This window comes from Streptomyces sp. NPDC001920, assembly GCF_053594495.1.
In genome coordinates this window covers 571,301-585,022 of record NZ_JBSFEP010000001.1, presented here as the reverse complement: position 1 = coordinate 585,022, position 13,722 = coordinate 571,301, and the positions used below count along the sequence as shown (strand labels likewise).

General features: G+C 70.9%; 12 protein-coding genes. 9 read left to right on the top strand and 3 right to left on the bottom strand.

Features of this window, described 5'->3' with window-relative positions:
- The first annotated feature begins 92 nt into the window (after positions 1 to 92).
- From ACWCPI_RS02365 to ACWCPI_RS02355, 3 genes are all read left to right on the top strand, one after another.
- Entirely contained in the window at positions 93 to 497 is a 405-nt protein-coding gene (locus ACWCPI_RS02365; protein WP_451036310.1) for a pyrophosphohydrolase domain-containing protein, read from the top strand.
- A gap of 80 nt (positions 498 to 577) precedes the next feature.
- Entirely contained in the window at positions 578 to 2,104 is a 1,527-nt protein-coding gene (gene miaB / locus ACWCPI_RS02360; protein WP_451036309.1) for a tRNA (N6-isopentenyl adenosine(37)-C2)-methylthiotransferase MiaB, read from the top strand.
- A gap of 56 nt (positions 2,105 to 2,160) precedes the next feature.
- Complete coding sequence (locus ACWCPI_RS02355; RefSeq protein WP_451036308.1) at positions 2,161 to 2,874, top strand: class III extradiol dioxygenase subunit B-like domain-containing protein; 714 nt, start codon at positions 2,161 to 2,163, stop codon at positions 2,872 to 2,874.
- A gap of 241 nt (positions 2,875 to 3,115) precedes the next feature.
- On the opposite strand, the gene ACWCPI_RS02350 is transcribed toward ACWCPI_RS02355, so the two are convergent.
- Positions 3,116 to 3,385 carry an antitoxin gene (locus ACWCPI_RS02350; protein ID WP_451036307.1) on the bottom strand — a complete coding sequence of 90 codons (270 nt, stop codon included), beginning with the start codon at positions 3,383 to 3,385 and terminating at the stop codon, positions 3,116 to 3,118.
- Positions 3,386 to 3,409: 24 nt separating this feature from the next.
- Entirely contained in the window at positions 3,410 to 3,727 is a 318-nt protein-coding gene (locus ACWCPI_RS02345; protein ID WP_451036306.1) for a hypothetical protein, read from the bottom strand.
- A 181-nt stretch (positions 3,728 to 3,908) separates the two neighbouring features.
- On the opposite strand from ACWCPI_RS02345, the gene miaA reads away from it, so the two are divergent.
- From miaA to hflX, 6 genes are all read left to right on the top strand, one after another.
- Complete coding sequence (gene miaA / locus ACWCPI_RS02340; protein ID WP_451036305.1) at positions 3,909 to 4,847, top strand: tRNA (adenosine(37)-N6)-dimethylallyltransferase MiaA; 939 nt, start codon at positions 3,909 to 3,911, stop codon at positions 4,845 to 4,847.
- Between the two features lie 108 nt (positions 4,848 to 4,955).
- Positions 4,956 to 5,459: a hypothetical protein gene (locus ACWCPI_RS02335; RefSeq protein ID WP_451036358.1), complete on the top strand. Its 504-nt coding sequence runs from the start codon at positions 4,956 to 4,958 to the stop codon at positions 5,457 to 5,459.
- A 55-nt stretch (positions 5,460 to 5,514) separates the two neighbouring features.
- Positions 5,515 to 6,384: a diaminopimelate epimerase gene (gene dapF, locus ACWCPI_RS02330; RefSeq protein ID WP_451036304.1), complete on the top strand. Its 870-nt coding sequence runs from the start codon at positions 5,515 to 5,517 to the stop codon at positions 6,382 to 6,384.
- 299 nt (positions 6,385 to 6,683) lie between these two features.
- The gene (locus ACWCPI_RS02325; RefSeq protein WP_451036303.1) at positions 6,684 to 8,882 is read left to right on the top strand and encodes a RelA/SpoT family protein; all 2,199 of its coding nucleotides are present in this window, start codon (positions 6,684 to 6,686) and stop codon (positions 8,880 to 8,882) included.
- Between the two features lie 163 nt (positions 8,883 to 9,045).
- Positions 9,046 to 10,611, top strand: a complete 1,566-nt coding sequence (locus ACWCPI_RS02320) for a M1 family metallopeptidase (protein WP_451036302.1) — start codon at positions 9,046 to 9,048, stop codon at positions 10,609 to 10,611.
- A 295-nt stretch (positions 10,612 to 10,906) separates the two neighbouring features.
- Complete coding sequence (gene hflX / locus ACWCPI_RS02315; protein WP_451036301.1) at positions 10,907 to 12,400, top strand: GTPase HflX; 1,494 nt, start codon at positions 10,907 to 10,909, stop codon at positions 12,398 to 12,400.
- 108 nt (positions 12,401 to 12,508) lie between these two features.
- On the opposite strand, the gene ACWCPI_RS02310 is transcribed toward hflX, so the two are convergent.
- Entirely contained in the window at positions 12,509 to 13,717 is a 1,209-nt protein-coding gene (locus ACWCPI_RS02310) for a trypsin-like serine peptidase (RefSeq protein ID WP_451036300.1), read from the bottom strand.
- Positions 13,718 to 13,722 lie beyond the last annotated feature (5 nt).

The following is a 13,722-nucleotide window of genomic DNA, read 5'->3' as shown; positions in this document are numbered from 1 at the left end:
AGGGGTCACAGAGACAGCCGGGGGAGCGGGCGGCCCCGGCACCGGGCGCCCGCGGCAGGGGCACTGTCGTACCCGGCCGCTACAGTCGGCGCATGAGTTCCTCGCCCGCCGACCTCGTCCGTGAGTTCCACCTGGCCTTCGGGCTCGACGCCCGTACTACGCCCACCCGGGTCTCCCCTGAGCTCGCCGCGCACCGGGGCGAACTGCTCGCCGAGGAGGCGGCGGAGGTCGCCGAGGTCTCCGTCACCGGCCCGCTCGACAAGCTGGCGCACGAACTGGCGGACGTGGTCTACGTGGCGTACGGCACGGCCCTGGTCCACGGCATCGACCTGGACGCCGTGCTCTCCGAGATCCACCGCTCCAACATGACCAAACTGGGCCCCGACGGCCAGGTCGCCCGCCGGTCCGACGGCAAGGTGCTCAAGGGGGAGCACTACGAGGCACCGGACGTGTCGGCCGTGCTGCGCCGTCAGGGGTGGGTGGCCGAGAGCGGGTGACGCCTTCGCCTGTGGTCCGGCGATCGGCCCGTCGGCCGCACCGGGACGGGTGGCCCCCGGGACCGCCTACCCTTGAGGGCATGACCAGCAGCAGTGACCGGAGCCTCGCAGTGGACGTTCAGGGATCCAAGACCTATGAAGTGCGCACCTATGGGTGCCAGATGAACGTCCACGACTCCGAGCGATTGTCAGGGCTGCTGGAGGACGCGGGTTACGTGCGCGCGCCCGAGGGGTCCGACGGCGACGCCGACGTCGTCGTCTTCAACACCTGCGCGGTCCGCGAGAACGCCGACAACAAGCTGTACGGCAACCTCGGCCACCTCGCCCCGAAGAAGGCCGCACGACCCGGGATGCAGATCGCGGTCGGCGGCTGCCTCGCGCAGAAGGACCGCGACACCATCGTCAAGAGGGCGCCCTGGGTGGACGTCGTCTTCGGCACGCACAACATCGGCAAGCTGCCCGTCCTGCTGGAACGCGCCCGCGTGCAGGAGGAGGCGCAGGTCGAGATCGCCGAGTCGCTGGAGGCGTTCCCCTCGACGCTGCCGACGCGCCGCGAGAGCGCGTACGCGGCATGGGTCTCGATCTCCGTCGGCTGCAACAACACCTGCACCTTCTGCATCGTCCCGGCCCTGCGGGGCAAGGAGAAGGACCGCCGCCCCGGTGACATCCTCGCCGAGGTCGAGGCCCTGGTCGCCGAGGGCGTCTCCGAGATCACGCTGCTCGGGCAGAACGTCAACGCGTACGGTTCCGACATCGGCGACCGCGAGGCGTTCAGCAAGCTGCTGCGGGCCTGCGGAAAGATCGACGGCCTGGAGCGCGTCCGCTTCACCTCCCCGCACCCGCGTGACTTCACCGACGACGTCATCGCCGCCATGGCCGAGACGCCGAACGTGATGCCCCAGCTGCACATGCCGCTGCAGTCCGGCTCGGACCCGGTCCTGAAGGCGATGCGCCGCTCCTACCGGCAGGAGCGCTACCTCGGGATCATCGAGAAGGTCCGCGCCGCCATCCCGCACGCGGCGATCAGCACCGACATCATCGTGGGCTTCCCCGGCGAGACCGAGGAGGACTTCGAGCAGACGCTGCACGTCGTGCGCGAGGCCCGCTTCGCGCAGGCGTTCACGTTCCAGTACTCCAAGCGCCCCGGCACCCCCGCGGCCACCATGGAGAACCAGATCCCGAAGAAGGTCGTGCAGGAGCGCTACGAGCGTCTGGTCGCCCTTCAGGAGGAGATCTCCTGGGAGGAGAACAAGAAGCAGGTCGGACGCACGCTGGAGCTGATGGTCGCCGAGGGCGAGGGCCGCAAGGACGACACCACCCACCGCCTGTCCGGCCGTGCCCCCGACAACCGGCTGGTCCACTTCACGAAGCCGGAGCAGGAGGTCCGCCCCGGCGACGTGGTGACGGTCGAGATCACCTACGCCGCACCGCACCACCTGCTCGCCGAGGGCGCCGTCCTCGACGTGCGCCGCACGCGCGCGGGTGACGCCTGGGAGAAACGCAACGCCGCAGAGGCGGCCAAGCCGGTCGGCGTCATGCTCGGCCTGCCCAAGGTGGGCGTTCCGGAGCCGCTGCCGGTGGCCACCGGTGGTTGCGCGGTCGACTGATCCGACCACGGGACACGTCCCGGGCCCTTCCGGGACGTCCCAGTAGGCTGCCGATCATGCTTGTCGCCGCCGCCGTGTGCCCGTGCCCGCCCCTGCTCGTGCCCGAGGTCGCCGCGGGTGCCGCGCCCGAGCTGGACGCCGCGCGTGCCGCCTGCGCGGATGCGCTCGGCGTCCTCGCCGCCGCCAGGCCGGACCGTCTCGTGGTCGTCGCGCCCGCCGAGGAGAGCGAGCACGGGGCCTATGCCGAAGGGACGCCGGGCTCGTTCCGGGGGTTCGGCGTGGATGTCGACGTACGACTCGGAGCGAGACAGGACGGCAGGCCGCAGCGCGTGCTGCCGGCTTCGCTGGCCGTGGCCGCCTGGCTGCTGGAGCGGACCGGATGGTCGGACGCCCCGATCGAGGGACTCGGAGTGGGGGAACCTCTCGGGGCCGAGCGGTGTATCGACATCGGAAGGGAACTCGCCGCCCGGGCCGAGCGGGTGGCGCTGCTGGTGATGGGTGACGCCAGCGCCTGCCGCACGCTCAAGGCACCCGGCTACCTCGACGAGCGGGCGGCACCCTTCGACGCGTCCGTCGCGCGTGCGCTGGGCACGGCGGACGTCGCCGCCCTCAAGGCGCTCGACCTCGGGCTCGCGCGCGAGCTGAAGGCTGCGGGCCGGGCCCCCTGGCAGGTCCTCGCGGGGGCCGCCGAGGACGCGGGACTTGGCGCAGCGCTGCTGTACGAGGACGCGCCGTACGGCGTGGGGTACCTGGTTGCCACCTGGTCGTGAAGGGGCGGTGCCGCCACCTCGTGGTGAAGGGGCCGTGCCCGCCACCTGGTCGGTAGAGGGCCGACCGGTGCCGTCGGCCGGGTCCGGAGGGCCGATCTCGCCCTCGTCGTAGAGGGCCGGTGCCGCCACCCGGACGTGGAGTGGGCCGCGCAAACGGCGGACGGCCGGGAGCCGTCACGCTCCGCGGCCGTCCGTCGGTATGCCGTTCGGGCTGAAGCGCCGTTCGGGCCGTTTCCGCCGTTCAGGTGGTCGGCGGGGGTGCGTCCGGCGGCGGCGTGCTCCTGCCCGTCGCCGTGTCGCCACCCTTGTGCGCGAGTCGGTCCATGGCGCCCTTGGCCTTGCCCGTACCCGTGTGGATCTTGTTGCTGTACTTGCCCTTGGTCCTCTCGTCGACGACCTTCGCGGCCTTCTCGAGACCGTGGTGGACCTGCTCCTCATGTCGCTGCGCGAAGTCGGAGACCCTGTCCTTGGCCGGGGCGAGTTTGGCTTTCAAATTCTGCATCAGACCCATGCTTCACCTTCCCGCGCGGGGCAGTTACGTGCGGGCGCCCTCGCCGGCCTCGCTGTCGGCCGCCTCGTCGGCGCACTGCTGCTTGGGAATCTCGACGCCGTCGTCGGTGTCGGCGTCGACGGACTCCGCCGCCGTGGACCGGTCCTTGTCCGACTCGGTCTTCGCCTCCTCGACCTCGGCCGCGGCCGAGGTCGAGGAGGCGACCTCGGCCGCGGCCGGCTCCTGCGCCTGTGCCGCTTCCTCCGCCGCCGGCTCGGCCGATGGTGTGTCGGCCTGCGCCTCGGTGGTTGACGCCTCCTCCGTGGCCTTCGACCTCCGGAAAAGTCGTGCGAAAACGCCCATAACAACTCCATACGTTACTCGTGCGGTCGAAATTCCGCGTCGTCCGGTGCGTCCGTTTGCGCCCCCGGGTGGCCGCCTCCGCGAAACGGCGGCGAAAACCTCGCAACTGGCAACGACCCCGAGCCTGCGCCGTCACGTAACCCGTTCGAGTCCACCCCCTGAGGTTTGCGAGACTGGGTCGGTGAGCAGCGCACCCCCCGCCCCCCGTGTCATCGCCGTAGTCGGACCCACCGCGGCAGGAAAGTCCGATCTGGGCGTTTTTCTGGCCCAGCAGCTCGGTGGCGAGGTCGTCAACGCCGACTCCATGCAGCTGTACCGAGGGATGGACATCGGCACCGCAAAGCTGACGCCCGAGGAGCGCGCCGGGGTCCCGCACCACCTTCTGGACATCTGGAACGTGACGGTCACGGCGTCCGTCGCCGAGTACCAGCGGCTCGCGCGGGAACGCATCGACGCGCTGCTCGCCGAAGGGCGATGGCCGGTTCTCGTCGGAGGGTCCGGCCTGTACGTCCGCGGAGCCGTGGACAACCTGGAGTTCCCCGGCACCGACCCCGAGGTCAGGGCCCGGCTGGAGGAAGAGCTCGCGCTGCACGGCTCCGGGGCGCTGCACGCCCGCCTGGTCGCCGCCGACCCCGAGGCCGCGCAGGCCATCCTGCCCGGCAACGGCCGCCGGATCGTCCGGGCCCTTGAGGTGATCGAGATCACCGGCAAGCCCTTCACCGCCAACCTTCCGGGCCATGACTCCGTCTACGACACCGTCCAGATCGGCGTCGACGTGGCGCGCCCCGAGCTGGACGAGCGCATCGCCCGCCGGGTCGACCGGATGTGGGACGCCGGGCTCGTGGACGAAGTGCGCGCGCTGGAGGCGCAGGGGTTGCGTGAGGGGCGTACGGCCTCGCGCGCGCTCGGCTACCAGCAGGTCCTCGCGGCGCTCGCCGGGGAGTGCACCCTCGAAGAGGCGCGGGCCGAGACCGTACGTGCCACCAAGCGCTTCGCGCGCCGCCAGGATTCATGGTTCAGGCGCGACCCGCGGGTGCATTGGCTCAGTGGGGCCGCGGCGGACCTCACAGAACTTCCGCAGCTGGCACTGGCGTTGGTCGAACGACCGGTTACAGCCTGATCACGTGATGGCATCGGGACGCTCCGGCCGTCATCCCGGCCTCCCGCGCCGTGCCATCATCGAGCTTCGATCGACCAAGTGGAGTCCGAGTTGGGAGGGCGCGTGGCGATGGAGGCCGGCCCTCGCGACACCGCACAGAGCACCGAGAACGTCACCGCCGAAGCGGGCGATCCGGAGCAGGACCGCGACCGTCTGAGCCCTGACGTGCCCGACGAGGCGGAGGGCGGCGTCACCGACGACGGCCCCGAGCCCGAGGAGATGTACGCGAGCGGCCCGGAGGTCGAGGTCGAGCTGCGCCCGCAGCGCCGCCTGCGCATCTGGCAGCTCGCGCCCATCGTGTCCCTGGCCGCGGTCGGCTCCCTGATGTTCGCGTTCCCGCTCGCCTTCGACTTCGGCGACAGCGGCGCCGTGATCGCCATGCTGGGGCTGCTGATCTGCTCCTGCGCGGCCGGCTGGGGCATGATGGCCGCCCGCCGGGTGGGCCACACCTGGCCCGGCCTGCCGCAGCGGGGCTCCGGGCGCAGACCGGACTGGCGGGTCGTGCTGGCCTATGGCCTGGTGGTCGCCGCGATCGTCGTGCTGGCCGTGTGGCGAGTGGCCCGCCTGCGCTGAGGCGGCCGTCGGGTCTCTGGTCGGCACTGTCGTAGCGGCACCGTACGATCGAGGAATGAGCACGCGGATCGCCTTCCTCAAGGGCCACGGGACCGAGAACGACTTCGTGATCGTCCCGGACCCCGAGAACGACATCGACCTGCCCCCGGCCGTCGTCGCCGCGCTGTGCGACCGCCGCGCGGGCATCGGTGGTGACGGGCTCCTGCACGTGGTGCGGTCCGCGGCGCACCCCGAGGCCCAGGACATGGCGGCCGAGGCCGAGTGGTTCATGGACTACCGCAACGGCGACGGATCCGTCGCGGAGATGTGCGGCAACGGCGTGCGCGTGTTCGCGCGCTACCTCCAGCGCGCCGGCCACGTCTGCGAGGGGGACCTCACGGTGGCCACGCGCGGGGGCGTGAAGACCGTGCACATCGCCAAGGACGGTGACGTCACCGTAGGCATGGGCAAGGCCCTGCTCCCCGCAGGAGACGTCACGGTCAGCGTCGGTGAGCGCAGCTGGCCCGCGCGCAACGTGAACATGGGCAACCCGCACGCCGTCGCCTTCGTGGACGACCTCGCGCACGCAGGCGACCTGCTCTCCCCGCCGCCGTTCAGCCCCGCCTCGGCTTATCCGGACGGGGTCAACGTCGAGTTCGTGGTCGACCGGGGGCCCGGGCATGTCGCGCTGCGCGTGCACGAGCGCGGCTCCGGCGAGACCCGTTCCTGCGGCACGGGCGCGTGTGCCGTCGCCGTGGCCACCGCGCGACGGGACGGGGCGGACCCGTCGGTCACCGGCACCCCCGTGACGTACACCGTAGACGTGCCCGGCGGCACCCTGGTGATCACCGAGCGGCCCGACGGCGAGATCGAGATGACCGGTCCCGCGGTGATCGTGGCCGAGGGCGAGATCGACTCGGAGTGGCTGGAACAGCTCGTTCGTTGATACCCCTTCGGGCTTGGCATCAAAGCCCTGAGCGGCTCATGTCCTGGATGTGAGGTCGTCTGGGGTGCCGTAGACGTTCGGAATCGCGAACTCCTGCTCGTTACATGGCGCGAAACCGTAAACCTGCGAAGCCTCGCTCGAATGGGTGATCCGTTTCACGCTCGGCGAGAGGCGGTCAGTCGCACGTGATGGGCTCGGTAGCATCAAGCACCGGCCCGGACGGGGGAGAAGTCGCCATCCCCTGAGCCGTGTCCGCCATGGGGCACCCCGTTCGCCGGTCCACGCAGCCGGAGGTGCCCATGAGTGCGGAGGCCACTAACCCCGCGACGCCAGGCCCGGTAGCAGGCCCTGCCACGCCTGCCGTGCCCCGCAGGAAGGCCCGCGCCCGCCTCGATCTGCGCCGCCTGGGCCGAGCCGCGCTGCTCGGTCCCGCCTCACGCGACCGGCTGCCCGACGCGATCGGCCATGTCGTCGACGCCCACCGCGCCCACCACCCGGACGCGGACCTCGATCCGCTGCGCCGCGCCTATGTGCTGGCCGAGTCCTCGCATCGCGGCCAGATGCGCAAGAGCGGCGAGCCGTACATCACCCACCCCCTGGCCGTCACCCTGATCCTCGCCGAACTCGGAGCCGAGACCACCACCTTGACGGCCTCTCTGCTGCACGACACGGTCGAGGACACCGATGTGACCCTCGATCAGGTCGGGGAGCAGTTCGGCGCGGAGGTCCGCTTCCTCGTCGACGGCGTGACGAAGCTGGAGAAGGTCGACTACGGCGCCGCCGCCGAGCCGGAGACCTTCCGCAAGATGCTCGTGGCCACCGGCAACGACGTCCGCGTGATGTCGATCAAACTCGCCGACCGGTTGCACAACATGCGCACCCTCGGTGTGATGCGCCCCGAGAAGCAGGCCCGCATCGCCAAGGTGACCCGGGACGTCCTCATCCCGCTCGCCGAACGACTGGGTGTCCAGGCGCTCAAGACCGAACTGGAGGACCTGGTCTTCGCGATCCTGCATCCCGAGGAGTACGAGCACACCCGGGAGCTGATCGTCGAGAACGCCTCCCGTGGGGACGACCCGCTCGCCGAGACGGCCGACGAGATGCGCAAGGTCCTGCGCGAGGCCGACATCCAGGCAGAAGTCCTGATCCGGCCACGACACTTCGTCTCCGTGCACCGGGTGTCCCGAAAACGCGGGCGGTTGCGCGGTACCGACTTCGGCCGACTGCTCGTGCTGGTGAACGAGGACGCGGACTGTTATGGCGTCCTGGGTGAACTGCACACCTGTATGACGCCCGTCGTCTCGGAGTTCAAGGACTTCATCGCCGTCCCCAAGTTCAACCTGTACCAGTCGCTGCACACCGCCGTGGCCCGTGCGGACGGCCAGGTCACCGAAGTACTCATCCGCACCCACCAGATGCACAAGGTCGCCGAGGCCGGTGTCGTCGCCCTCGGCAACCCCTACGCCCCGCCTTCGGAGGAACTGGCCGCCGCCGGCGACGGCGAGCGCGCGGACCCCACCCGCCCCGGCTGGCTGTCCCGCCTCCTCGACTGGCAGCAGGCCGCACCCGACCCCGACACCTTCTGGTCCACCCTGCGCGAGGACCTCGCCCAGGACCGCGAGATCACCGTCTTCCGGCCCGACGGGGGCACACTCGGCCTTCCCGAGGGCGCGACCTGCGTGGACGCCGCCTACGCGCAGTACGGCGAGGACGCGCACGCGTGCATCGGCGCCCGCGTCAACGGCCGGCTGGCCACCCTCAGCACGGTTCTGCGGGACGGTGACACCGTCCAGCTCCTCATGGGGCAGGACCCGGCCTCGGAACCCTCCAGGGAGTGGCTGGAGCACGCCCACACCCCCGCCGCCAGGATCGCCATCCAGCGGTGGCTGACCACCCATGCACCGCAGGGCGAGAGTTCCGCCGAAGCGGGCGACGCAGCCGGGACGGTGCCCTTCCGGGCCACGGCGGACGCGCCGGCCGACCAGGACGCTGCCGGGAACGAACCGGGTCTCCGCCCGGCCTTCGAGGCAGCGGTGGGCCGCGCCGCCGCCAACGTCCTCGTCGACCGGCCGGACGCGACCGTACGCCTGGCCGGCTGCTGCACCCCCGTACCGCCCGACGAGGTCGCCGGTTTCTCGGTGCGCGGGGGAGTGGTGACCGTGCACCGCGTGGAGTGCGCCGCGGTGGCGCGCATGAAGGATGCGGGGCGCTCGGAGGTCGACGTGCGCTGGGGGGAAGCCACCGAGTGCCGGGTCACCCTGGTCGCGGAATCGTTCGTTCGCCCGCATCTGCTGGCGGACCTCACGGAAGCCATGGCCACGGAGGGCGCGGAGATCGTCTCGGCGACGGTCGAGCCCCCGACCCAGCAGCGCGTGCGCCACACGTACACGGTCCAGCTCCCGGACGCGGCTCAGCTCCCCGTGCTGATGCGGGCCATGCGCAACGTGGCGGGCGTGTACGACGTGAGCAGGGCGCAACCGATGACGCAGGGGGCGTGAGGGCAGCCGCGACACCAGGGAGCGGCTCGCGGCCTCCCCCGCCTCCTTGTAGGCCCGCCCGCCGCGCCGGTTCCCGAGCACTGCACCCACCGGACCTACCCGTTCGGGTGGGCCGGTCGCGCGTCGTCGACGTCCCGCGCACTCGCGCTGATAGCCGTGGTGCATGCTGCTCACCCCCCGCACCAAGGTCCAGCGACCAGTCCCTGGCGCTTCCCGTCCTCGTCCCCGGACCCGCCGGCGCCTCCGGGTACCCGCGCTGCTCGCCCTGGCCGTCTCCTCCTGCCTCGTCGCCGCCAGTGCCCCCGCCACGCCCCTGGGCGTCGGTGACCGCCTCTACCCGTACCTGGGCAACCCCGGCTACGACGTGATGTCGTACGACCTCTCCTTCACCTATCCGGGCACCAACCGCAAGCCCCTCCAGGCCGTGACCAGGATCGACGCGTGGACGACGGCGGACCTGGAACGCATCAACCTGGACTTCGCACACGGCGAGGTCGAGTCCGTCGAGGTCGACGGGACGCCCGCGTCGTTCAGCACCGCCGGAGAGGACCTCGTGGTCACGCCGGCGGAGCCGCTGTCCGACGGCAACTGGACGCGCATCACCGTGCGGCACACCAGCGATCCCGTGTACGGCGAGAAGCGGGAGGGCGGCTGGGTGCGGACCGCCGATGGCCTCGCCATGGCCAACCAGGCCGATGCCGCCCACGTCGTGTTCCCCTGCAACGACCACCCCTCCGACAAGGCGATGTTCACCATCCGGGTGACCGCGCCCAACGGCTACACGGCCGTCGCCAACGGCCTGCAGGCCGGCGTCGACCGGGCGGGCGGCTCGACGACCTGGACGTACCGCACCGAACACCCCATGGCCACCGAGCTCGCCCAGGTCTCCATCGGCCGCTCGACGGTGCTTCACCGCACCGGCCCGCACGGACTGCCCGTACGGGACGTCGTGCCGACCAAGTACCGCGAGCAGCTCGAACCGTGGCTGGAGAAGACCCCGGACCAGATCTCCTGGATGGAGAGCAAGCTCGGCCGCTACCCGTTCGAGACGTACGGGCTGCTCATGGCCGACGCCGCCACCGGCTTCGAGCTGGAGACCCAGACCCTCTCCCTCTTCGAAAGGGGTCTCTTCACCGAGTCCGCCTTCCCGAAGTGGTACGTCGAGGCGATCATGGTGCACGAGCTGGCGCACCAGTGGTTCGGCGACAGTGTCAGCCCGCGCAGCTGGTCCGACCTGTGGCTCAGCGAGGGGCACGCCACCTGGTACGAGGCCCTGTACGCGGCGGAGAAGGCGGGCAGGCCACTGGAGGCCCGTATGAAGGCCGCGTACGCCGCCTCCGACCGCTGGCGCGCGGCCGGCGGACCGCCCGCCGCCCCCAAGGCGCCCACCGCCGGCAAGAAGACCGGCATCTTCCGGCCGAACGTCTATGACGGCGCGGCCCTGGTCCTCTACGCCCTCCGCCAGGAAATCGGAGCCCCCGCCTTCGATCGTCTGGAACGCGCCTGGGTCAGCAGGCACCAGGACACCTCCGCCTCGACCGCGGACTTCGTCGCGCTCGCCGAGGAGATCTCCGGACGGGACCTCGACGGATTCCTGCACGCCTGGCTGTACGGCAAGAAGACCCCGCCGATGCCGGGGCAGCCGGAGTGGCGGTCCATGGATCCCGGGAAGACGCCCGGCAAGGCGCCCACCAGGGCGTCCGCCGCACCGCGGGCGACCGTGAAGTAGGACCGCGGGACCGCGAAACAGCACCGCGCGGTCCGCACGGCGTGGAGCGTGCGGACCGCAAGGCAGGAGGGTGCGGACCCCGCAGCGCGGGACGGTCGGACCGAGAAATAAGACGGTGACGAGACGGCTCGTGCCGTGCGACCATCTTCTGGTCGGCGCGGCACGGGACGCGGGAATCTCCCGGGGTACTCGTGCGTTGTGAACAGTGACGGATCGGTCTCGGGCGCAAGGGCTCGTTCCGAAGCGTCACAGCCACCGTCGCCGCACAACGGATTCCCATCGACGTAAGGACCCAATGACCTCCTCTTCTTCCTCTTCCCAGGACACTCAGCGCCTCGCGCACACTTATCCCGAAGGTCTTCGGGCCGATGCCCTGATGGAAGAGGACGTCGCCTGGAGCCACGAGATCGACGGAGAGCGGGACGGCGAGCAGTTCGACCGCTCCGACCGCGCGGCTCTGCGCCGTGTGGCGGGCCTCTCCACCGAGCTCGAGGACGTCACCGAGGTCGAGTACCGCCAGCTCCGTCTGGAGCGGGTCGTGCTCGTGGGCGTCTGGACCTCCGGGAACGCACAGGACGCGGAGAACTCCCTCGCGGAGCTCGCCGCCCTCGCGGAGACCGCGGGCGCGCTCGTGCTCGACGGCGTGATCCAGCGCCGCGACAAGCCCGACGCGGCCACCTACATCGGCTCCGGCAAGGCCGACGAGCTGCGGGACATCGTGCTGGAGACCGGAGCCGACACCGTCATCTGCGACGGTGAACTCAGCCCGGGTCAGCTCATCCACCTCGAGGATGTCGTCAAGGTCAAGGTCATCGACCGTACGGCCCTGATCCTCGACATCTTCGCCCAGCACGCCAAGTCCCGGGAGGGCAAGGCGCAGGTCGCGCTCGCGCAGATGCAGTACATGCTGCCGAGGCTGCGAGGCTGGGGTCAGTCGCTGTCCCGGCAGATGGGCGGCGGCAAGGGCGGCGGCCTCGCCACCCGTGGTCCCGGTGAGACCAAGATCGAGACGGACCGGCGGCGGATCCGCGAGAAGATGGCGAAGATGCGCCGGGAGATCGCGGAGATGAAGACCGGCCGCGACATCCAGCGCCAGGTGCGCCGGCGCAACAAGGTTCCCTCGGTCGCCATCGCGGGCTACACCAACGCCGGCAAGTCCTCGCTGCTCAACCGCCTCACGGGCGCGGGTGTGCTGGTCGAGAACGCCCTGTTCGCGACCCTGGACCCGACCGTGCGCCGGGCCGAGACCCCGAGCGGCCGACTGTACACACTGGCCGACACGGTCGGTTTTGTACGGCATCTGCCGCACCACCTGGTCGAGGCGTTCCGCTCCACCATGGAGGAGGTCGGCGAGTCCGACCTGATCCTGCACGTGGTGGACGGATCGCACCCGAACCCGGAGGAGCAGCTGGCCGCCGTTCGTGAGGTGATCAGGGACGTCGGTGCCACCGAGGTGCCCGAGATCGTCGTGATCAACAAGGCCGACGCGGCCGACCCGCTGACGCTCCAGCGGCTGCAGCGGATCGAGAAGCGCTCCATCGCGGTCTCGGCCCGCACCGGCCGGGGCATCGACGAACTGCTCGCCCTGATCGACAACGAGCTGCCGCGCCCGTCGGTCGAGATCGAGGCGCTCGTGCCGTACACGCTCGGCAAGCTGGTCGCGCGCGCCCACACCGAGGGTGAGGTGATCTCCGAGGAGCACACCCCGGAGGGCACGCTGCTCAAGGTGCGGGTGCACGAGGAGCTCGCGGCGGATCTCGCGCCGTACGTTCCGGCGCCGACCGCCTGAGCCGTCGTGGCACTGCGGTCCGCGTTGCCGTAGAACGCCGAGGCCAACGCCGAAGGCCCGTCCCCTGTCGCAGGGAACGGGCCTTCGGTACGTCCGCGTGCGAGGCTGTCACCGACCGCCGTACATCTTGCTCATGTTCAGGTACAGCGCCTCGGCGCTCGCCCCCAACTGCGGTCCCGCGAGCCAGGTGCTGTCCTCCGGGCCGATCGACGTGTTCGACACCAGCCTGGTCTCGCCGTCCACCACCCGGAACCAGCCGCCCCCCGACGAACCACCGGTCATGGTGCAGCCGATGCGGTACATCGTCGGCAGGGTCGGGCTCAGCGAGAAGCGCCCGGGCCGATCGATGCACTTGAACATCTGCAGCCCGTTGTAGGGCGGCGCCGCCGGGTAACCCCAGGCGCCCATCTGGGCGACCTCGGTGGCCGACGGGGACGAGAAGTCCACGTCGAGTGCGGCGCCGACCGTCTCCTCCAGCGATTGGGCGCCCCGCTCCGGTTTCACGTGCAGCACGGCGTAGTCGTGGGCGGCACCCGCGCCGCCGGTCTGCGAGCCGCCCTGGATCCACTCGTTCGAGGTGGAGACCCAGTCCGCCCACCAGTTGCCGTAGGGGGCGCTCTCGGAGGGGCTCGCGCTCCTCAACTGTGCCGCGGACCTGCCGAGGTCGTTGTAGGCCGGAACGAAGACGATGTTGCGGTACCAGCCGCCGTCGCCGCCGGCGTGCACGCAGTGGCCCGCCGTCCAGACGAGGTTGGACCTGCCGGGATGATTGACGTCCTTGACGACCGTGCCGGAGCACACGGCCGGGCCGTCGGGGGAGTCGAAGAAGACCTTGCCGACCGGGGCCGCGTTCTCGTGGTACGGCGTCTTCTCGGCGGAGGCCTGGACCGGTGCCGGCTCCGGGTCGCTGACGCCCTGGACGGACGCGGCTTCCTGCGTCGTGACCGTCTTGTCGGCCTCCGTCGCGGACTGCATCCGCTCCGGCTTCCAAAGACCCTCGATCACCGGGTTGACGAAATCCCTGGCTTCGCTGAGCCACTTGTCCTTGTCCCAGTCCTGCCAGCCGCCGCCGGTCCACTTGTCGACATCGATGCCGTGTTCCTTGAGCTTGTCCGCGATGTCGGCCGGGATCTGGATCTTGCCGTCGCCGATGTCGGCAGCCTGGGATGCGGCCGCTTCCGCCTGGCCGCTCGCCGCGTCCTGTGCCGTGTCGTCGCAGGCGGTCGCGGTCAGGGCGAGGGCGGCGACGATTCCTGTGATGGCAAGGACCGAGCGCCGGCTGCGGTGCGGTGCTGCGGGCGTAGGTATGGAACGCATGGTGC